Origin of the sequence: Microbacterium sp. AR7-10, from assembly GCF_001878835.1 — a bacterium.
Classification (GTDB): domain Bacteria; phylum Actinomycetota; class Actinomycetes; order Actinomycetales; family Microbacteriaceae; genus Microbacterium; species Microbacterium commune.
This window is the reverse complement of the sequence record NZ_MJIR01000062.1, coordinates 1-16,956: the sequence shown is the minus strand read 5'-3', so window position 1 is coordinate 16,956 and position 16,956 is coordinate 1. Positions and strand designations below refer to the sequence as shown.

Annotated in this window: 21 protein-coding genes; 16 read left to right on the top strand and 5 right to left on the bottom strand. The window is 70.7% G+C overall.

Translation table 11 applies throughout. The annotated features are described in order from the left end of the window. The first annotated feature begins 5 nt into the window (after positions 1-5). The 4 genes from BFN01_RS08710 to BFN01_RS08695 all read left to right on the top strand — a co-directional run bounded on the left by BFN01_RS08710 (position 6) and on the right by BFN01_RS08695 (position 3,657). Positions 6-1,196 carry an acyl-CoA dehydrogenase family protein gene (locus BFN01_RS08710; RefSeq protein ID WP_071643583.1) on the top strand — a complete coding sequence of 397 codons (1,191 nt, stop codon included), beginning with the start codon at positions 6-8 and terminating at the stop codon, positions 1,194-1,196. Further along, positions 1,193-2,080 (top strand): 3-hydroxyisobutyrate dehydrogenase, encoded by an 888-nt coding sequence (gene mmsB, locus BFN01_RS08705; protein WP_071643582.1) that lies wholly within the window; start codon positions 1,193-1,195, stop codon positions 2,078-2,080. Before BFN01_RS08710 ends, mmsB begins: the two co-directional genes overlap by 4 nt. A 354-nt stretch (positions 2,081-2,434) precedes the next feature. After that, positions 2,435-3,211 carry an enoyl-CoA hydratase-related protein gene (locus BFN01_RS08700; RefSeq protein WP_071643581.1) on the top strand — a complete coding sequence of 259 codons (777 nt, stop codon included), beginning with the start codon at positions 2,435-2,437 and terminating at the stop codon, positions 3,209-3,211. After that, on the top strand, positions 3,208-3,657 hold the full coding sequence (locus BFN01_RS08695; protein ID WP_083428735.1) for a putative immunity protein: 450 nt from the start codon (positions 3,208-3,210) through the stop codon (positions 3,655-3,657). Before BFN01_RS08700 ends, BFN01_RS08695 begins: the two co-directional genes overlap by 4 nt. 86 nt (positions 3,658-3,743) lie before the next feature. On the opposite strand, the gene BFN01_RS08690 is transcribed toward BFN01_RS08695, so the two are convergent. Next, positions 3,744-4,280, bottom strand: coding sequence for a MarR family winged helix-turn-helix transcriptional regulator (locus tag BFN01_RS08690; protein ID WP_071643580.1), 537 nt, complete (start codon positions 4,278-4,280; stop codon positions 3,744-3,746). A 115-nt stretch (positions 4,281-4,395) separates the two neighbouring features. On the opposite strand from BFN01_RS08690, the gene BFN01_RS08685 reads away from it, so the two are divergent. Genes BFN01_RS08685 through BFN01_RS08675 form a run of 3 tightly spaced genes read left to right on the top strand, consistent with a single transcriptional unit; the run spans position 4,396 to position 7,896 of the window. Further along, a complete protein-coding gene (locus tag BFN01_RS08685; RefSeq protein ID WP_071643579.1) occupies positions 4,396-5,172 on the top strand; it encodes an electron transfer flavoprotein subunit beta/FixA family protein in 777 nt (258 codons plus the stop codon). Position 5,173: 1 nt separating this feature from the next. Further along, positions 5,174-6,145 (top strand): electron transfer flavoprotein subunit alpha/FixB family protein, encoded by a 972-nt coding sequence (locus BFN01_RS08680; protein ID WP_071643578.1) that lies wholly within the window; start codon positions 5,174-5,176, stop codon positions 6,143-6,145. Between the two features lie 2 nt (positions 6,146-6,147). Next, positions 6,148-7,896: a cytochrome b/b6 domain-containing protein gene (locus BFN01_RS08675; RefSeq protein ID WP_071643577.1), complete on the top strand. Its 1,749-nt coding sequence runs from the start codon at positions 6,148-6,150 to the stop codon at positions 7,894-7,896. A 73-nt stretch (positions 7,897-7,969) separates the two neighbouring features. Here BFN01_RS08675 and BFN01_RS08670 read toward each other — a convergent pair whose 3' ends face one another. Continuing rightward, on the bottom strand, positions 7,970-8,479 hold the full coding sequence (locus BFN01_RS08670) for a GNAT family N-acetyltransferase (protein WP_071643576.1): 510 nt from the start codon (positions 8,477-8,479) through the stop codon (positions 7,970-7,972). A gap of 120 nt (positions 8,480-8,599) precedes the next feature. Here BFN01_RS08670 and BFN01_RS08665 point away from each other — a divergent pair, with 120 nt between their 5' ends. Both BFN01_RS08665 and BFN01_RS15485 read left to right on the top strand, forming a co-directional pair. Next, positions 8,600-9,160, top strand: a complete 561-nt coding sequence (locus BFN01_RS08665) for an acyl-CoA thioesterase (RefSeq protein ID WP_071643575.1) — start codon at positions 8,600-8,602, stop codon at positions 9,158-9,160. A gap of 33 nt (positions 9,161-9,193) precedes the next feature. Further along, complete coding sequence (locus BFN01_RS15485; RefSeq protein WP_177243837.1) at positions 9,194-10,546, top strand: hypothetical protein; 1,353 nt, start codon at positions 9,194-9,196, stop codon at positions 10,544-10,546. A gap of 15 nt (positions 10,547-10,561) precedes the next feature. On the opposite strand, the gene BFN01_RS08655 is transcribed toward BFN01_RS15485, so the two are convergent. The 3 genes from BFN01_RS08655 to BFN01_RS08645 are packed head-to-tail and all read right to left on the bottom strand — an operon-like array spanning position 10,562 to position 12,359. Continuing rightward, positions 10,562-11,113 carry a hypothetical protein gene (locus BFN01_RS08655; RefSeq protein WP_071643573.1) on the bottom strand — a complete coding sequence of 184 codons (552 nt, stop codon included), beginning with the start codon at positions 11,111-11,113 and terminating at the stop codon, positions 10,562-10,564. Then, the gene (locus BFN01_RS08650; RefSeq protein WP_083428733.1) at positions 11,113-11,697 is read right to left on the bottom strand and encodes a hypothetical protein; all 585 of its coding nucleotides are present in this window, start codon (positions 11,695-11,697) and stop codon (positions 11,113-11,115) included. The genes BFN01_RS08655 and BFN01_RS08650 overlap by 1 nt, the downstream gene beginning before the upstream one ends. Next, a complete protein-coding gene (locus tag BFN01_RS08645) occupies positions 11,694-12,359 on the bottom strand; it encodes a hypothetical protein (protein ID WP_071643572.1) in 666 nt (221 codons plus the stop codon). The genes BFN01_RS08650 and BFN01_RS08645 overlap by 4 nt, the downstream gene beginning before the upstream one ends. Positions 12,360-12,420: 61 nt before the next feature. On the opposite strand from BFN01_RS08645, the gene BFN01_RS08640 reads away from it, so the two are divergent. The 7 genes from BFN01_RS08640 (at position 12,421) to rocD (ending at position 16,916) form a co-directional block, all read left to right on the top strand. Then, the gene (locus BFN01_RS08640) at positions 12,421-12,714 is read left to right on the top strand and encodes a hypothetical protein (protein WP_371261008.1); all 294 of its coding nucleotides are present in this window, start codon (positions 12,421-12,423) and stop codon (positions 12,712-12,714) included. Positions 12,715-12,745: 31 nt separating this feature from the next. Next, entirely contained in the window at positions 12,746-12,928 is a 183-nt protein-coding gene (locus BFN01_RS08635) for a hypothetical protein (protein ID WP_071643571.1), read from the top strand. 90 nt (positions 12,929-13,018) lie between these two features. Next, the gene (locus BFN01_RS08630; protein WP_071643598.1) at positions 13,019-13,453 is read left to right on the top strand and encodes a hypothetical protein; all 435 of its coding nucleotides are present in this window, start codon (positions 13,019-13,021) and stop codon (positions 13,451-13,453) included. Then, a complete protein-coding gene (locus BFN01_RS08625; protein ID WP_071643570.1) occupies positions 13,453-13,668 on the top strand; it encodes a helix-turn-helix transcriptional regulator in 216 nt (71 codons plus the stop codon). Before BFN01_RS08630 ends, BFN01_RS08625 begins: the two co-directional genes overlap by 1 nt. Position 13,669: 1 nt before the next feature. Further along, positions 13,670-14,653 (top strand): NAD(P)-dependent alcohol dehydrogenase, encoded by a 984-nt coding sequence (locus tag BFN01_RS08620; RefSeq protein ID WP_083428732.1) that lies wholly within the window; start codon positions 13,670-13,672, stop codon positions 14,651-14,653. Positions 14,654-14,802: 149 nt separating this feature from the next. Beyond that, positions 14,803-15,699, top strand: coding sequence for a dimethylargininase (gene ddaH, locus BFN01_RS08615; RefSeq protein WP_071643569.1), 897 nt, complete (start codon positions 14,803-14,805; stop codon positions 15,697-15,699). Next, positions 15,699-16,916 (top strand): ornithine--oxo-acid transaminase, encoded by a 1,218-nt coding sequence (gene rocD, locus BFN01_RS08610; RefSeq protein WP_071643568.1) that lies wholly within the window; start codon positions 15,699-15,701, stop codon positions 16,914-16,916. Before ddaH ends, rocD begins: the two co-directional genes overlap by 1 nt. The last annotated feature ends 40 nt before the right edge of the window (positions 16,917-16,956 follow it).

The window sequence follows — 16,956 nt, the reverse complement described above, 5'->3', positions numbered from 1 at the left end:
GAGCCATGACCATGATAGAACCCACCACCGTCACGGCCGAGGAGCGCGAGGCCATCCTCGGCGCCGTACGCGAATTCGCCGAGAGCGAGCTCGCCCCGCACGCCGCCGAGCGCGACGAGAAGCACATCTTCCCGCGCGAATCGCTGCACCGCGCAGGTGAGCTCGGCCTCGGCGGCATCTACATCGGCGAGGAGTTCGGCGGCACGGCCCTGGGAAGGGTCGACACCGTCGCCATCTTCGAAGAGCTCGCCAAGGGCGACCCGGCGGTCGCCGCGTACATCTCGATCCACAACATGGTGGCCTGGATGATCGACACCTACGGCGACGAGACGCAGCGCGACCGGTGGCTGCCCGCGCTCACCGCCATGGAGCAGTTCGGCGGCTACTGCCTCACCGAGCCGGGCGTCGGCTCCGACGCCGCGAATCTGGCCACGAGCGCGACGCGCGACGGCGACGACTACCTGCTCACCGGGGTGAAGCAGTTCATCTCGGGGGCCGGTGAGGCCGGGGTGTACGTCGTCATGGCGCGCACCGGCGAGGCCGGTTCGGGGGCCAGGGGCATCTCCGCGTTCCTCGTGCCTGGCGACGCCGCGGGCCTCAGCTTCGGCGCAGAGGAGAAGAAGATGGGCTGGCACGCCCAGCCCACCCGCCAGGTGATCTTCGACGGGGTGCGGGTTCCGGCATCCGCCCTGCTCGGGGAGGAGGGGCGCGGTTTCGCGATCGCCATGTCGGCTCTCAACGGCGGCCGCCTGAACATCGCCGCCTGCTCGCTGGGCGGCGCGCAATGGGCGATCGAGAAGGCCGTGCAGTACGTGCACGAGCGCGTCGCCTTCGGCGAGCCGCTCGCCGAGAAGCAGTCGATCCTGTTCGCGATCGCCGACATGCGCACCGAGCTGCAGGCCGCGCGACTGATGGTGCGCGACGGCGCGCAGGCGGTCGACGAGAAGGCTCCGGACGCCACGATGCGCTGCGCCATGGCCAAGCGCTTCGCCACCGACGCGGGCTTCGAGGTCGCCAACCGGGCGCTCCAGCTGCACGGCGGCTACGGCTACCTGCAGGACTACGGCATCGAGCGGGTCGTGCGCGACCTGCGCGTGCACCAGATCCTGGAGGGGACGAACGAGATCATGCGGCTCATCGTCGGGCGCGAGATGCTGCGCCCCTCGGGCTCGGTGTCGATGCGGAGTGCATCATGACCCGCATCGCGTTCCTGGGGCTCGGGCACATGGGCCTGCCGATGGCGCGCAATCTCGTGAAGGCGGGGCACGAGGTGCACGGGTTCGACCTCGTGCCATCGGCGATCGACGCGGCGCGCGCGGCGGGCATCCCGGTCTCCGCGAGCGGTGCCGATGCGGTGGCGGATGCCGAGGTCGTCATCACGATGTTCCCGGCCGGCAGGCACGTGATCGCCGCGTATCGGGATGAGCTGCTCGCCGCGGCCGCACCCGGCACCCTGTTCATCGAGTCGTCGACCATCGCGGTCGACGAGGCACGCACCGCCCACGACATGGCCGTCGAGGCGGGGCACCGCAATGTCGACGCACCCGTCTCGGGCGGGGTCGTGGGCGCCGAGAACGGCACCCTGGCGTTCATGGTCGGCGGGTCGGACGACGACGTCGCCGCCGCGCTGCCGCTGCTCGAGGCGATGGGCAAGCGCATCGTGCACTGCGGCGGGCCGGGTCTCGGCCAGGCCGCGAAGGTGTGCAACAACATGGTGCTCGCGGTGTCGCAGATCGCCGTCGCCGAGGCGTTCGTGCTCGGCGAGCGGCTCGGCCTCGAGCACCAGGCGCTCTTCGACGTCGTCTCACAGGCATCCGGTCAGTGCTGGTCGATCACGACCAACTGCCCGGTGCCCGGGCCGGTGCCGACGAGTCCCGCCAACCGCGACTACCAGCCCGGTTTCGCGGGGGCCCTCATGGCGAAGGATCTCGGGCTGGCCCTGCAGGCGATCGAGCAGACGGGGACGGATGCCAGGATGGGCCGCCTCGCGCAGCAGCTGTACGCCGCGTTCGCCGACGGCGACGGCGCGGGGAGGGACTTCTCGGGCATCATCACCGACATCCGCGAGGGCACGGTCTGAGGCAACTGTCGACTGGGCCCATATGGTCGCCTCGCCCGCGGGGATGCAGCCATTCGGGACCAGTCGCCGCCCGGGCTGGCGGGGCGCACCCCGCGGGCTCGGCGCCCAGGGTGCCAGCTGGGCCTATATGGCCGCCTCGTCCGCGAGGAGGCAGCCATTCGGGACCAGTCGCAGCAGGGGCGCGCGGGGCGCACCTCGCGGGCTCGGCGTCCAGGGTGCCAGCTGGGCCCATATGGCCGCCTCGTCCGCGAGGAGGCAGCCATATGGGCCCACCACCGGGCGGGCGGAAGGCTGCCCCGCCGGCCGACCTGAGATACTGGAGGCGCCGCGACGTGGCGGCGGGAGGGGAGCGACATGTCCGAGTACGAGACGATCCTTGTCGAACAGCGAGGACGGGTGGGCTGGATCACCCTCAACCGGCCCGAGGCGCTGAACGCGCTGAACGGCCAGGTCTCCGAAGAGGTCGCGGCAGCGGCATCCGGCTTCGATGCTGACGACGGCGTCGGCGCGATCGTGGTGACCGGCTCCGAGAAGGCGTTCGCCGCGGGCGCCGACATCAAGGAGATGGAGTCCAAGACCGGCGCCGAGATGCTCGATACCGACCACTTCGGCGCGTGGACCCGTTTCGCCGCGGTGCGGACCCCCGTGATCGCCGCCGTATCGGGCTACGCGCTCGGCGGCGGCTGCGAGCTGGCGATGATGTGCGACATCATCCTCGCCGCCGACACCGCCACGTTCGGCCAGCCCGAGATCAACCTCGGCGTCGTGCCGGGCATGGGCGGCACGCAGCGGCTCATCCGCGCGGTCGGCTACTACAAGGCAGCCGAGCTCATCCTGTCGGGTCGACTGATCAAGGCCGACGAGGCCGAGCGCATCGGACTCGTCTCGCGCGTGGTGCCCGCGGCCGACCTGCTGCCCGAGGCGACCTCGCTCGCCGAGACCATCGCATCCAAGTCGCTGCCGTCGCTGTATGCGGCCAAGGCGACGCTGGACGCCGCGATGGAGACCACACTCGAGGCCGGCCTCGACGTCGAGAAGCGTCAGTTCGCCGCGCTGTTCGACACGGCGGATCAGAAGGAGGGGATGGCCGCGTTCCGCGAGAAGCGCCCCCCTCATTTCCAGCACCGATGAGCATCGCCATGGAGGCGCTGCCTGACGACGACGACCTGACCCTCTCCGAGGATGACCGCCGCGAGCTCGTGCAGTGGACGGTGGCGTGCGCCGAGCGGATGCTGCCGCTGTTCCTCGCCGAACGTCCGCACGACTCGCGCCCGCGTGAAGCGCTGGATGCCGCACAGGCGTTCCTGCGCGGCGAGCTCGGCATCGACGAGGTGCGCGAGCGGGCGTTCGCCTGTCATGCCGCGGCTCGCGAGTCGACGGATCCGAATGCCATCGCCGCCGCGCGCGTGTGCGGTCAGGCTGCCGCGGTCGCGCACATGGCCGGGCATGCCCGGCAGGTGCCCCGCTACACCGCGAAGGCGTTCCCCGGCGACCGCTCACGTCGCGACGAGGAGCTCGCCTGGCAGCGGATGCGCGTGCCCGAGCGCTTCGATCACTACGTCTACGACGGCGACTGACCCCGGTTCCTGCTTCCGAATCGCTCACCTTGCAGGGTTCGGGCCGTAGACCCCGCAAGGTGAGCGATTCGGAACCCGCCTCTGGGTCAGAGCGGATCGGGCAGCGGCCGCGGGTCGGTGAAGTCGCCGGCGTTCTTGCGCAGCCGGGCGACGATCCCGACGAGCGATGCCGCATCGTCGGCGTCGAGGCCGGGGGAGGCGAACACCTCGGTGTTCAGCGCCGCGGTGGCGCGCTCGACGAGGTCGCGTCCGGACTCGGTCAGGGTCAGCAGCGCGGCGCGTCCGTCGTGCGGATGCGGGTCGCGGCGCACCAGACCGTCGCGCACCAGACGCTCCGCGGTGCTCGTCACGCTCGTCGCGTGCACCTGCAGGCGGGCTACGACGCTCGACAGCGGCAGCGTGCCGGTGCGGCTGAACGCGAGAAGGCGCAGCACCTCGTAGCGGGCGAAGGTCACCTGGAAGGGCTTCAGGGCGGCATCCACCCGAGCCAGCAGCAGCTGCTGGGCGCGCATCACCGACGTGACCACGGCCATGCCCTCGGCGGCGTCGGTCCAGCCGTGCGCGAGCCACTGCCTCTTGGCCTCGGCGAGGGGGTCGATGGGGAGCGGTCGGGGACGGGCCATGGGTCAACGGTAGCCGCAACCGGCCCGCCGGCGTTCGGGACTCAGTATCATGAGCAGTGACACCTGATTCCAGATGATCGCGCGGGTAGGATCGAACCTGCGTGAGGGAGGTTCGATGAAGATCTACGTCCTGGTGAAGGAAGTGCCCGACACCTATGGAGACCGCAAGCTCGATCTCGAGACCGGCTTGGCAGATCGAGCGGCGGGGGATGTGGTGCTCGACGAGATCACCGAGCGCGCGCTCGAGGTGGCCCTGTCGTACGCCGACAAGAACCCCGGCACCGAGGTCGTCAGCCTGTCGATGGCACCCGAATCGGCCACCGCGTCCGTCCGCCGCTCGCTGGCGATCGGCGCCGCCTCCGCCGTCCACGTCGTGGACGACGAGCTGCGCGGAGCCGATCTGACCCTCACCGCAGAGGTGCTCGCCGCCGCGATCCGTCGCGGCGAGCCCGACCTGGTCATCACCGGCAACCTGTCCACCGACGGCGTGGGTGGTGTCATCCCCGCGATGCTCGCCGAGCACCTCGGCTGGGCGCAGGCGACCGCACTCAGCGCGGTCGAGATCGGCGACGGGCAGCTGACCGGCACCCGAGCGGGCGACGCGGGCACGCAGGACGTCACTGCTCCGCTGCCGGCCGTCATCTCCATCACCGAGGCGCTGCCGGATGCCCGCTTCCCCAACTTCAAGGGCATCATGGCCGCGAAGAAGAAGCCGCTCGAGGTGCTCTCGCTGGCCGACCTCGGGGTGTCGGCCGACCCGGCCGTCGCCCCCCGCACGATCATGACGAGTGTCGCGGAGAAGCCGGCGCGCGCCGCCGGAGTCAAGATCACCGACGAGGGAGACGCCGCAGCGCAGCTCGTCGAGTTCCTCGCGCAGAACAGGCTGGTGTGACATGGCGTATCCCGAGAAGTCCATCCTCGTCCTCGTCGACGTCGACCCGTCGGGTGACGCGGCCAGCAGCACCGCGGCGCTCATCGGCGCCGCCGCCACGATCGGAGCGCCTGTGGCGCTCATCGTCGGCGGCAGCCAGGCGGCGACCGACGCCGCGGCTCAGGCCGGCGCGCAGGTCGTGCTCTCGGCAGCCGGCGACGCCTCATGGCTGACGGTGCCCGCCGTCGACGCCCTGCAGGCCGCCTACCGTCAGGTGCAGCCGGATGCCGTGCTCATCTCGAACTCGATCGCCGGGCGCGATGTCGCCGGGCGCTTCGCCGTGCGCGAGAAGCTCGCGCTCTCGGTCGACGTCGTCGGCGTGTCCCGTGACGACGAGGGCGTGACCGCGCAGCACTCGGTCTACGGCGGCTCGTACCTCACCGAGTCGGCGCCCACCTTCGGCACCCCCGTCATCACCGTCCGCCAGGGCGCCGTCGACGCACGCGCCGAGGCGGTCGCCTCGCCCGTGGTCGAGGAGCTGTCGGTCACGGCATCCGGTGCCGCGGCCGCCACCGTCGGTGAGATCGCCGCCGAGGAGAAGACCTCGTCGCGCCCCGAGCTGCGCGGAGCAACCCGGGTCGTCTCGGGCGGCCGCGGTCTGGGCTCGAAGGAGAAGTTCGTCCTCGTCGAGCAGCTCGCCGACGCCCTCGGTGCCGCGGTGGGCGCATCGCGCGCCGCGGTGGATGCCGGGTACATCCCGTACGCGCACCAGGTCGGCCAGACCGGGGTGTCGGTGTCGCCGCAGCTGTACATCGCGCTCGGGATCTCGGGTGCGATCCAGCACCGTGCCGGCATGCAGACCGCGAAGACGATCGTGGCGATCAACAAGGACGGCGACGCGCCGATCTTCGACGTCGCCGACTTCGGCATCGTCGGCGACGTGTTCACCGTGGTGCCGCAGGTGATCGAGGCACTCGAGGCCCGGAAGAAGTGACCATGGGATCCATCCGCCGCGGCCTCCCGCGGGTGAAGGGCGGCGAGCCCTGGCCGCCCGCGATCGAGGTCGAGGCGCCGGCCGCTGCGGTCGCCGAGGTGCCGAGTGCGCCGGATGCCGTCGAGCCCGCCACCTCGTCGCACATAGAGTCCGTGCAGCCGGCGACAGGTGGTGCGGTCGCGTCCGCCGCGACAGAGGCCGCCGCCGCTGACCCGGCTCCGGATGCTCGGACGCCGACCGGCGTGAGCCTGCGGCGCGGGCTTCCGCGGGCCGCCGGCGGGGAGCCCTGGCCCCCCGCGAGCGACACGACCGTGGCATCAGCAGCCCGCGCGACCGCCGCCCCCGCCGCGGTGCGCGCCGCGGCCGCTGCGGAAGCGCCGAGTGAACCGGTCGTCGTCGACACCACCGCGTCGCCCCGGGAACAACCGGTGCAGGCGACGGAGAGCGGTGCACTCGCCGCACAGGGCCTCGGGGGCGACGTCGCGGCATCCGGGTACGCGGTGCGCCGCGGACTTCCGCGCGTGGCCGGAGGGGAGCCGTGGCCTCCGGCCGGAACCGTCCCCGCGACGGTGGGGGACACCGCCGCACCTTCCGCCGGCCCGACCGCCGACGTCGCCCCGACGTCCGCCGCCCCGACACCCGACGTCGCCACGACGTCCGACGTCGCCACGACCGCCGATGTCGTCGCATCCGAGGCTGTCCCGCCCGCGGACGTCGCGGCCGCGACAGCCGTCACCCGCACACGCGATGTCTCCACCCCGCTGTCGTACCCGCGCACGGTCTGGCCGGGCCGCGCGCCCCGGCACGCGGCCGCACCGCTGCCCGAGCCCTCGCCGCTGCGTCCGTCGTGGCCGCAGGCCATCGGCGGGCTGCTGGGACTGGCATCCCTCGGCCTGGTCGCTGTGGCCGCGGTCTTCCTCGTCCGCACCGTCCTCAGCACGCCGCTGATGCAGGACTTCCTCGCGACCTACCCGGGCGAGTACCACCCGGCCGTCGACGTCGAGCCGGGTTTCGCCCCGTGGGCGAATTGGGCGCACTTCTTCAACATGTTCCTGATGGTGCTGATCATCCGCTCGGGTCTGCGCGTGCGCAGCGAGAAGCGGCCCACCGTGTTCTGGACTCCGCGCCGCAACCCCAAGGGCAAGATCAGTCTGACCCTCTGGTTCCACCAGGCGCTCGACCTGCTGTGGATCATCAACGGCGTCATCTTCGTCGTACTGCTGTTCACCACCGGGCACTGGGCGCGCATCGTGCCCACGAGCTGGGAGGTGCTGCCGAACGCGCTGTCGGCCGGCCTGCAGTACGTCTCGTTCGACTGGCCCACCGACAACGGCTGGGTGAACTACAACAGCCTGCAGCAGCTGGCCTACTTCGTCACGGTGTTCATCGCCGCTCCGCTCGCGATCGTCACCGGATTCCGGATGTCCGGACTGTGGCCGAAGAAGGCCGAGAAGCTGTCACGGGCGTACCCGGTGGAGTGGGCGCGTGCGCTGCACTTCCCGGTGATGCTGTACTTCGTGGCGTTCATCATCGTGCACGTCGCCCTCGTGTTCCTCACCGGCATGCTGCGCAACCTCAACCACATGTTCGCGGCGCAGGGCTCCGTCGACGGTGCCGAGTACGCGGCGAACTGGACGGGTTTCTGGGTGTTCCTGCTCGCCATGGCCGTGATCGCCGCCGGCTGGTTCGCGGCGCGCCCCCTGGTGCTCGCCCCGATCGCGAAGCTGTTCGGGCAGGTGTCCGGCCGCTGATCCGGCCTCCGTGTGCTCAGCGTCGCCCCCTCCGATCTGCGGAGGGGGCGACGCTGGCGAAGAAGACGCGGCGTCAGGCTCGCACGAAGCGGACCTCGGTGAGCGTCTCGCCGAGGAACGGCTCGGTGTGGCTCTCGCCGTCGAGCGAGAAGCCGTTGCGCTGGTAGAAGCGGTGCGCGCGGGGGTTGTCGTCGGCCACCCACAGGTAGCAGGGCTCGCCCTCGTAGACGGCGGCGTCGAAGAGCTTCTGTCCGATGCCGGTGCCGTGGTGCGCGTCGAGCAGGTAGATGAAGTACAGCTCGCGCAGCGCCGGTGCGTCCTTGTCGCGGGCGGGGCCCGAGCCCACGAAGCCGACGATCTCACCGTCGACGAGTGCGGCGCTCATGCGGAAGTCGTCGCCCTGGCGCGCCCAGTTCGTCCACAGCTCCGCCATGCGGCGAGGGGAGATCCGCTCGAGGGCGGCCTTGCTGATGAGGTGGTCGTAGGTCTCGTGCCAGCACTGCGCGTGCACGCGGCCGAGGGCCTCCGCATCGACATCGCGGACGGGACGGACGATGATCTCGGTATGGGCTTCGGTGCTCATGTGCGTGACTCTACGCGCCGCCGTCGCGGGTGTGAAATCGGCGGGTGACACGCGCGGGCCCCTGTGGTGATCAGCCAATGAAGTTGGGCGATCCATCGTGGATCACTACTATCGCCCCTTGTGAACGTGATCTGGCGCACCCTCCTCGTCATCCTCCGGGCCCGGCTGCGCACTCGGCGCGGCGGCACGCTCGAGCCGTCTGCGGTCAGCCGCATCCGCCTGACGACCCTGCCCACGGACATCGACATCCTCCGGCACATGAACAACGGCCGCTACCTGTCGCTGTTCGATCTGGGCCGGTGGGATCTGCTGATCCGCACCGGTCTGTTCGACGCGATGAACTCGCGCGGCTGGTACGCCGTCGTCTCGAGCGAGACCGTCACCTTCCGCAAGTCGCTGCAGCTGTGGCAGCGCTTCGACGTCGAGTCGCGCTTCGTCGGTCACGACGACAGGGCCGTCTTCCTCGAGCACCGTGCCGTGGTCGACGGGGAGGTGTATGCGCGGGTGATCGTGAGATCGCGGATGCTGCGCCGCAGCGGCGGCACGGTAAGCAACGAGGAGCTGTTCGCCGCCGTCGGGAAGCCGCAGGGGCTGCCCGAGGTCGAGCCGTGGATCCACGACTGGGCGTCGGCCTCGACGCTGCCCTCGACGAAGAGCCCGGCGCCGAGCCTCTGGCGCTGACTGACGACGGCCCGCGCGCGATAATCTGAGCGCGTGGGGGAGATGCTCAAGGTTACCGGGCGCGTGCTGTGGCGACACTGGCCGTCGCTGCTGGCGTGGTATCTCGCGGGTGTGGTGGCGCGCTACTGGCTGATCGTCCTGGCCGGGTTCGTCGGGGCCTACACCTCTGTCGGTGGATTGATGATCCTCCCGCTCGCGGTGCTGTGCCGGCTGATCAGCCTGGTGGGCATGCTTCTCGTGCTGCGGGATGGGCTGCGCTCCCTGCAGGCCGTGGCGCCGCTTCCCGATTCGGCGGCCGACCGCCGCCGCACCTTCCTGACCGCGCTGCTCGCGAGCATCCTGCCGTTCTTCGCCATCTACACCGCGCAGGGGCTGCTCGGCAGTGACGTGCAGGCGTACTCGCTGCGCGCGCTGGAGAAGAACAGCGAAGAGATCGGCGCGACGCTCGGCACCGACCGCACCTTCGATCCCGGCGACAACATCACCGAGCTGTCCTTCAACGCCTGGACGATCGCGATCATCGTGGCGGCCTTCGCCGCCCGATGGGCATGGGGTCGCTGGTCGGCGAAGCTGCCCAAGGTGCTCAGCCTCGCAGCCGTGTACTGCGAGGTCGTCTGGGTCTTCTTCTCGCTGCTCCTGCTCAAAGACGCGGTCGACAGCGCGACATCGTGGGTCGACACCCGCGTCGCCATGGTGTGGGTGGCGGACGCCCGCGAGGCGGTGACGGGCTGGCTGGCGCCCTTCGTGTGGGTCGGCGACGGCATCGGATGGCTGCTGGGCCAGGCGGGTCCGGTGCTGCTGGAGCCGATCTCGTGGCTCACCGTCGCCGGAGTCGTCTACGGGCAGGCGATCGTCGCCGAGAAGCTGCAGATCCAGCACAGGCTGGTCGCGGAGGTACGCGAGCGCATCGCCCGGGTGCCGAACCCGCTGATGCGCCGTCTGCGTGATCTGGGAACGGAGCTCGCGTCGCGTGTCCTCCCGATCTGGCGAGCCGTCCTTCTGATGTGGCGTGCGGGCCCGGTGACCATCGCGTCGTATGCGCTGCTGTACACGGCGGTCGTCGTCGCCGGATCATGGCTGGACTACGGGATGGGTCGCGCTCTCGGGCCCCATGATCTGTACGAGTTCTGGACGGTGTACTGGCCGGTCATCTTCCTCATCCCCTCCCTGATCATCGAGCCGATCCGGATGGCGGTGATCGCCGGCGCGTATGACACGACGTTCGGCATGCTGCGTCGCGCGCAGGACGAGAGAACGGATGCCGCGGCACCGACCACGGTCGAGGAAGCCGACGCCGCGGCGATCACCGCAGCCGCCGGCGTGCTGCCCACGGCGTCGCCTCGAGGATCCGAGCCGACCGGCGCGACCGCGGTGCCCGCGCTCTGATCCGGGTGGAGCCGGTCAGGGATCGATGCTGAACCGCAGGAATCGCGACTCGGCGTCGTGCGGCTCGATCTCGAGCCGGTACGGTCCTTCCGCGTCTTCGGGAACGACGTAGGGGAGCAGGAGCTGATACGGCTCCGCCGTCTCGCCGTCGAGGGTCGGCACGCAGACCTCGGGCTCCTCCCGGTCCCACGGCAGACCGATCTGCCCGCGCACCGATTCCCACACCCGTCCTGTGCCCTGCTCGATCAGCCGGGGCGCCCAGCATGTCGGGCCCTTCTCGCCCAGCGGGGTGATCTGCACGGTGACGCCGATCAGGGTGGTGTCGTCGGGCACCGTCAAGCCCGAGGTGTCGGTGATGGCCTTCGCGCGCACCGGTCCCCACTCGGCTCCTTCGAGCACCACGGTTCCGGACTCTCCGGGTTCGACGGCCCACAGCGGCTTGCCGGAATCGGGATAGGCGTACTTCCACTCCCACCAGCCCGCCCCTCCGATCGCCGCCAGCAGCAGAACGGCCACGGCGCACAGCGCCACCGCGTTGCCGCGCCACCACCCGCGTCGCTCGGTCATCACTCGGCCCATCCGATCTCGTCGAGGCGGACTTCCCGCTCCACAGCAATGTCGTCGAGATCGAGGGAGACCTCGACGATCCCGTCAGCCGCGTAGTCGTCGTTCTCCGCGAACACGAGCGTGGCGGAGCCGGTCAGCGCGTCCTCGGGAAGCTCGAAGGCGATGCTCCCGTGCTGCGGCACGCCGGTGACCAGCGGAAGCTGCACCATCGAGGTTCCGCGCTCGGTCGCCGAATAGGTCCGATCCCCGATGCGCAGGTCGGTCACCCGCAGGGCGGCGCCGGACTGGTCCCGCGTCGAGGCCGCGTCGAGGTCGACGACGAGCCAGGTGCCCTCGGCTCGCCAGCTCCCGTCCGAGACGGCGCGGGCGGCGTGGACGTCGGTCACCGTGACGGCGATGTTGCGGGCCTCCGCGTGCTCACCGACCTCCGCATGTGTGACGAAGGGGTCGTAGCGCGCGTCCTCATCCTTCTGCAGCTGGGTCAGACCCCAGGCCCCCACCACCAGCGCGATCGAGAGCGCCCAAGGGGCGGCGGCCTTCACGAGCCGCCGACGTGCGTCGGATCCGGGAGTCGGGACGGTCACGGCTCGACCACCTCCCGGTCGGCGGGAACCGCCGCCACAGGCACGGTGACGTAGGCGCCGGTGCGCACATCGGACCAGTACGTGCCCCGGGTGACGAAGGCGCCCTCGGAGCGCGTGGAATCCGGCAGCACGAGGCGGACCTCGTCGCCCGGCGCGATGGCATCCGCATCGATCGTCCAGGCCAGACGCACCCGCGTGGGGACGTCAGGCTGCAGGTACGACAGCACGCTGTCGTCTTCGACGCGCCGGGCATCGGAGCGCACGATCTCGACACCGTCGATGTGCACGCCGCTGAGCGAGTGAGGGGCGAGTGCGATGCGCGGCTCACTGAACAGATTCGTCACCTCGAGCGTGACTATCAGGGTCTCTTCGCCCTCGTCGGGCACGACCCCGGCGCCCTGCACCTCGCCCCCGACCTTGGCACCGAGCACGGCGATCTCGAGGTCGGATCCGACGTAGTGCTCGCCGACTGCGAGCTCTTCGGGAACCGGCTGCGGAGCCGGCTCGAGTCCTCCGAACGCGGCGGTCGCGCCCAGCAGCACGGCTCCGGCACCCGTGATGATCCACCCCGTGGGGATGCGGTCGGCCATCGTCCGCGCCCACGCCGCTGCGCGCGCCTCGGACGCGGCGCGGTTCGCGGCATCCGCCTCGTTCTCCCCCACGCACACAGCATAGAACGCACCGGTTCCGCGCCCTGCGGCGGATCGTGCCTAGTCTGGATGCATGGCAGAGCAGTCATCGTCGCCCACGGATCGTCACCTGGCCGATGCCGCCACAGCGCTCGCCCGGCGGTGGGTGGACGAAGCCGCCCAGGCCCGTCTCGATCCGGCCGCCCAGCGTCTCGCCGGCGTGCTGCACGACCCGAAGGGGCTGCCCTTCACCCTCGGATTCGTCGACGGCGTGATGCGCCCGGAGAGCACGGCGGCCGCGGCGTCGATGCTGCACCGGGTCGCGCCGCTCGCCCCCGACTTCCTGCCCTGGTATCTGCGGCGGCTTGTCAGCGACCGCCGTGCCTGACCGTGTGCGCCTGGTCGGCGGACGAGCTTCGGTGGCGTCTCTGCACCGTGCTCTCGCCGCGGCGGTCGCGGGTGATCCCGATCTGGCGGTCTACGACGGCGAGGTGACCTCTGCCGGACGCCTCGAACTGCTGCCGTTCGTGCACGAGCAGGCGATCTCGATCACCGCGCACCGCTTCGGAACCCCCGACGACTGGAGTGCCGACGTGATCTGACCCGATCCGAGCAATGTAAAAGATTCTTGACATCGCGGCGCCGGCCGCTCTACTCTCCATGTAAAGAATCTTTGACACGGAGGTATGGTCATGGTGTACCACGAACGCGTGGCGTGGGCGCAGCTCATCGCCTCGGTCATCACGCTCACGGGCTACATCGCTGTGCTGCTCATGCAGTCGCGAGGCGGCGACATCAGCACGGTCGACTGGCTGCCTCCGATGCTGTGGACGATCGGCGCGGGCATCGCCCTGAGCATCGTCATCAGCATCCTGTGGGGCATCGCCGCCGGCCTTCGCGATCCGCAGTCGGCGACAGCGTCCGACATCCGCGACCGCGACATCAGCCGTCTCGGCGGCCGCGTAGAGCACTCCTTCCTCGTGATCGCCGGACTCGGCGTGATCGCCCTGTGCGCTGCCGGCGCCGAGCTGTTCTGGATCGCCAACACCATGTTCCTCGGATTCGCCGTCTCGGCGCTCGTCGGCGGCATCGCACGGGTCACCGCCTACCGTCGCGGGCTGGTCTGATGGTCAAGCCGACCCTCGTCACGAACACGATCCGGGCGCGGCGGGAGGAGGCCGGGATGACACAGGCCGACCTCGCAGCCCGGATCGGCGTCACCAGGCAGACCCTCATCGCGATCGAGCAGGGGAAGTACTCGCCCACCCTCGAGATCGCATTCCAGATAGCCCGAGCATTCGGCATGCCGCTCGAATCGCTCTTCCAGTACCCGGGGGACTGAGATGACCGCGACCATGAGCGCCTGGGTGCAGGACGGATACGGCCCGGCCTCGGGTGTGCGTCTCGCCGAGCGGGCTGTTCCCGAGCCCGGCCAGGGCGAGGTGCTGCTGCGCGTGCACGCTACCGTGCTGAACTCGGGTGACGTGCGGATCATGCGCGGTGACCCGCTGCTCGTGCGGCCGGTGTTCGGCCTGAGCCGCCCGCGCAACCCCGTCCGCGGCATGGACGTGGCGGGCACGGTGGTGGCGCGGGGATCCGATGTCGACATCGTGCGCGTCGGCGACGACGTGGTCGTCGAGCTGCCGGGCGGGGGAGGGCTCGCCGAGTACGCGGTCGCGCCCGCCGCGCGGCTGGCCGCGCGCCCGCCATCCGTGTCGACGTCGGATGCCGCGACCCTGCCGATCGCCGCGGGAACAGCGTGGCAGGCCCTGGACGCGGCCGAGGTCGGTGACGGGCAGCGGGTGCTCGTGCTCGGCGCCTCGGGCGGCGTCGGCACGTTCGCGGTGCAGCTGGCGGGACTGCGCGGAGCCGACGTGCACGCCACGTGCAGCGCACGCAACCGGGTGTCGCTGGAAGCGCTCGGCGCCACGGTCGTCGATCGGGAGGCTCCCCTGACCGCGCTGCCGGCCGGCGGCTATGACGCCGTGATCGAGATCGCGAGCGGGGCCCCGCTGCGCGGGCTGCGTCGCCTCGTGCGCGACGGCGGCTCGGTCGTGCTCGTCGGGGGCGACGGCGGGCGGGTGCTCGGACCGGTGCCGCGGATGCTGAGGGGTGCGTTGCTCTCCATCGGCGCGCGCCGCCGCATCCGCTCCCTGACGGCGAAGACCCGCCCCGAGATCCTCACCGCGCTGCTGGATCTCGTCGCCGCCGGGCGACTGCATCCGCTGATCGAGCGGGAGTACGCGTTCGCGGACGCCGGTGACGCGCTCGCGCACGTCGAGGCGGGGCACACGGTGGGAAAGGTCGTCGTGCGCGTCGCGGAGTGATGCGCGCGGGTGGCGGCTGAGGGCATCCGGATGCAAAAATGGGTGTGGCGTGCCTGTGTCGCATCTTCCCCGTGCTCCCGCCGAGGAGCGGGTCGAACTTCCGCCAGGCCCCTGGACAGCGTCCGCCGCACCTTCCCCGAGGAGCACTCATGTCCACGCCTGAAACCGCTACCCTTCGACAGGCTCAGGGGCCCAGTGATGTGGCCACCCGCACCGCCCACCGCCGCCGCTACCTGATGTGCCGGCCCGAGCACTTCACGGTCAACTACTCCATCAACCCGTGGATGGAGCCCGCCCGCCCCACCGACACGGCCAAGGCCGTCGCGCAGTGGCAGAAGCTGTACGACCTGTACCTCGAGCTGGGCCACGAGGTCGAGCTCATCGAGCCGCTCGCCGGCTACCCCGACATGGTCTACACCGCCAACGGCGGATTCGTCATCGGCGGACGCGCCTACGTGCCCGAGTTCCGGTTCGTCGAGCGCCAGGGCGAGGCGCCCGCCTTCGCCGACTGGTTCCGCGCCAACGGCTTCGACACCGTCATGCCGGAAGAGGTCAACGAGGGCGAGGGCGACTTCCTGCTCGTCGGCGACGTGATCCTGGCCGGCACGGGCTTCCGCTCGACCGGAGACAGCCACCGCGAGGTGGGCGAGGTGTTCGGCCGCGAGGTCGTCTCGCTCAACCTCATCGACCCCCGTTTCTACCACCTCGACACCGCCATCGCGGTGCTCGACCCGGTGCAGGGCATCGAGAACGGCGGACCCGAGCGGGCCAACATCGCGTACCTCCCCGGCGCGTTCGACGACGCCAGCCGCGCGATCCTCGAAGAGCGCTTCCCCGACGCCATCCTCGTCTCCGATGAGGACGGCGCAGTGTTCGGGCTCAACTCCGCCAGCGACGGGTACAACGTGATCATCTCGCCGCGCGCGAAGGGCTTCGAGAGGCAGCTGCGCGAGCGCGGCTACAACCCGATCACCGTCGACCTGTCCGAGCTGCTGCTCGGCGGGGGCGGCATCAAGTGCTGCACGCTCGAACTGCGAGGTGCATGATGTCGACCACCGAGACCGAGACCGTGCTGCACGAATCGGCGAATCCTGAGCCGCACGTCGCCGAGAACTACCACCCGCTTCCCGTCGTCGTCGCCGAAGGCGACGGCGTGTGGGTGACGGATGCCGACGGCAAGCGCTACCTCGACCTGCTCGCGGCGTACTCGGCCGTGAACTTCGGCCACCGGCATCCGGCCATCGTCGAGGCGCTCGTCGCGCAGCTGGGTCGGGTCACGCTCACCAGCCGCGCGTTCATGAACGACCAGCTCGAGCCGTTCGCCGCCGCCCTCGCCGAGCTGTGCGGCAAAGACCTCGTGCTGCCGATGAACACCGGCGCCGAGGCGGTCGAGACCGGCATCAAGGTCGCCCGCGCGTGGGGATACCGGGTCAAGGGCATCCCTTCGGGCCGGGCGCGGATCATCGTCGCGGCCGGCAACTTCCACGGCCGCACGACCACGATCATCAGCTTCAGCGACGACGAGCAGGCCCGCGACGACTTCGGTCCGTACACGCCCGGTTTCGACACCGTGCCGTACGGCGATGCGGACGCGATCGCCGCGGCGATCACCGACGACACCGCCGCGGTGCTCATCGAGCCGATCCAGGGCGAGGGCGGCGTGATCATCCCGCCCGAGGGGTACCTGCGTCGTGTGCGCGAGATCTGCGACGAGCGCAACGTGCTGTTCATCGCCGACGAGATCCAGTCCGGTCTCGGCCGGGTCGGCGAGACCTTCGCGTGCGACCGCGAGGGCGTCGTGCCCGACCTCTATCTGCTCGGCAAGGCGCTCGGCGGCGGCATCCTGCCCGTCTCGGCCGTCGTCGGCGATCGGGACGTGCTGGGCGTCATCCGCCCCGGTGAGCACGGCTCGACCTTCGGTGGCAACCCGCTGGCGGCAGCGGTCGGCCGGAAGGTCGTCGACATGCTCAGCACCGGCGAGTTCCAGGAGCGCGCCCGTCAGCTCGGCGCTCACCTGGCGGCCGCGCTCGAGTCGCTCGTCGGTCACGGCGTCACCACCGTGCGCATCGCCGGACTGTGGGCGGGTGTCGACATCGACCCGACCTACGGCACCGGTCGTGACATCGCCGAGAAGCTGCGCGAGCGCGGCGTGCTCGTCAAGGACACGCACGGTCAGACCATCCGCATCGCTCCGCCGCTGGTGATCCGCGCGACCGAGCTCGACTGGGCCGTCGAGCAGCTGCGCCTCGTGCTCGAGGGCTGACCCGACGCGACGGCGCGCGCCGCGCTGAGAAACCACTGTC

What these genes read in the sequence shown, in the direction of transcription:
- BFN01_RS08710 (WP_071643583.1), top strand. Translation starts at nt 6, where the DNA reads ATGACCATGATAGAACCCACCACCGTCACGGCCGAGGAGCGCGAGGCC.
- mmsB (WP_071643582.1), top strand. Translation starts at nt 1,193, where the DNA reads ATGACCCGCATCGCGTTCCTGGGGCTCGGGCACATGGGCCTGCCGATG.
- BFN01_RS08700 (WP_071643581.1), top strand. Translation starts at nt 2,435, where the DNA reads ATGTCCGAGTACGAGACGATCCTTGTCGAACAGCGAGGACGGGTGGGC.
- BFN01_RS08695 (WP_083428735.1), top strand. Translation starts at nt 3,208, where the DNA reads ATGAGCATCGCCATGGAGGCGCTGCCTGACGACGACGACCTGACCCTC.
- BFN01_RS08690 (WP_071643580.1), bottom strand. Translation starts at nt 4,280, where the DNA reads ATGGCCCGTCCCCGACCGCTCCCCATCGACCCCCTCGCCGAGGCCAAG.
- BFN01_RS08685 (WP_071643579.1), top strand. Translation starts at nt 4,396, where the DNA reads ATGAAGATCTACGTCCTGGTGAAGGAAGTGCCCGACACCTATGGAGAC.
- BFN01_RS08680 (WP_071643578.1), top strand. Translation starts at nt 5,174, where the DNA reads ATGGCGTATCCCGAGAAGTCCATCCTCGTCCTCGTCGACGTCGACCCG.
- BFN01_RS08675 (WP_071643577.1), top strand. Translation starts at nt 6,148, where the DNA reads ATGGGATCCATCCGCCGCGGCCTCCCGCGGGTGAAGGGCGGCGAGCCC.
- BFN01_RS08670 (WP_071643576.1), bottom strand. Translation starts at nt 8,479, where the DNA reads ATGAGCACCGAAGCCCATACCGAGATCATCGTCCGTCCCGTCCGCGAT.
- BFN01_RS08655 (WP_071643573.1), bottom strand. Translation starts at nt 11,113, where the DNA reads ATGACCGAGCGACGCGGGTGGTGGCGCGGCAACGCGGTGGCGCTGTGC.
- BFN01_RS08640 (WP_371261008.1), top strand. Translation starts at nt 12,421, where the DNA reads ATGGCAGAGCAGTCATCGTCGCCCACGGATCGTCACCTGGCCGATGCC.
- BFN01_RS08630 (WP_071643598.1), top strand. Translation starts at nt 13,019, where the DNA reads ATGGTGTACCACGAACGCGTGGCGTGGGCGCAGCTCATCGCCTCGGTC.
- BFN01_RS08625 (WP_071643570.1), top strand. Translation starts at nt 13,453, where the DNA reads ATGGTCAAGCCGACCCTCGTCACGAACACGATCCGGGCGCGGCGGGAG.
- BFN01_RS08620 (WP_083428732.1), top strand. Translation starts at nt 13,670, where the DNA reads ATGACCGCGACCATGAGCGCCTGGGTGCAGGACGGATACGGCCCGGCC.
- ddaH (WP_071643569.1), top strand. Translation starts at nt 14,803, where the DNA reads ATGTCCACGCCTGAAACCGCTACCCTTCGACAGGCTCAGGGGCCCAGT.
- rocD (WP_071643568.1), top strand. Translation starts at nt 15,699, where the DNA reads ATGTCGACCACCGAGACCGAGACCGTGCTGCACGAATCGGCGAATCCT.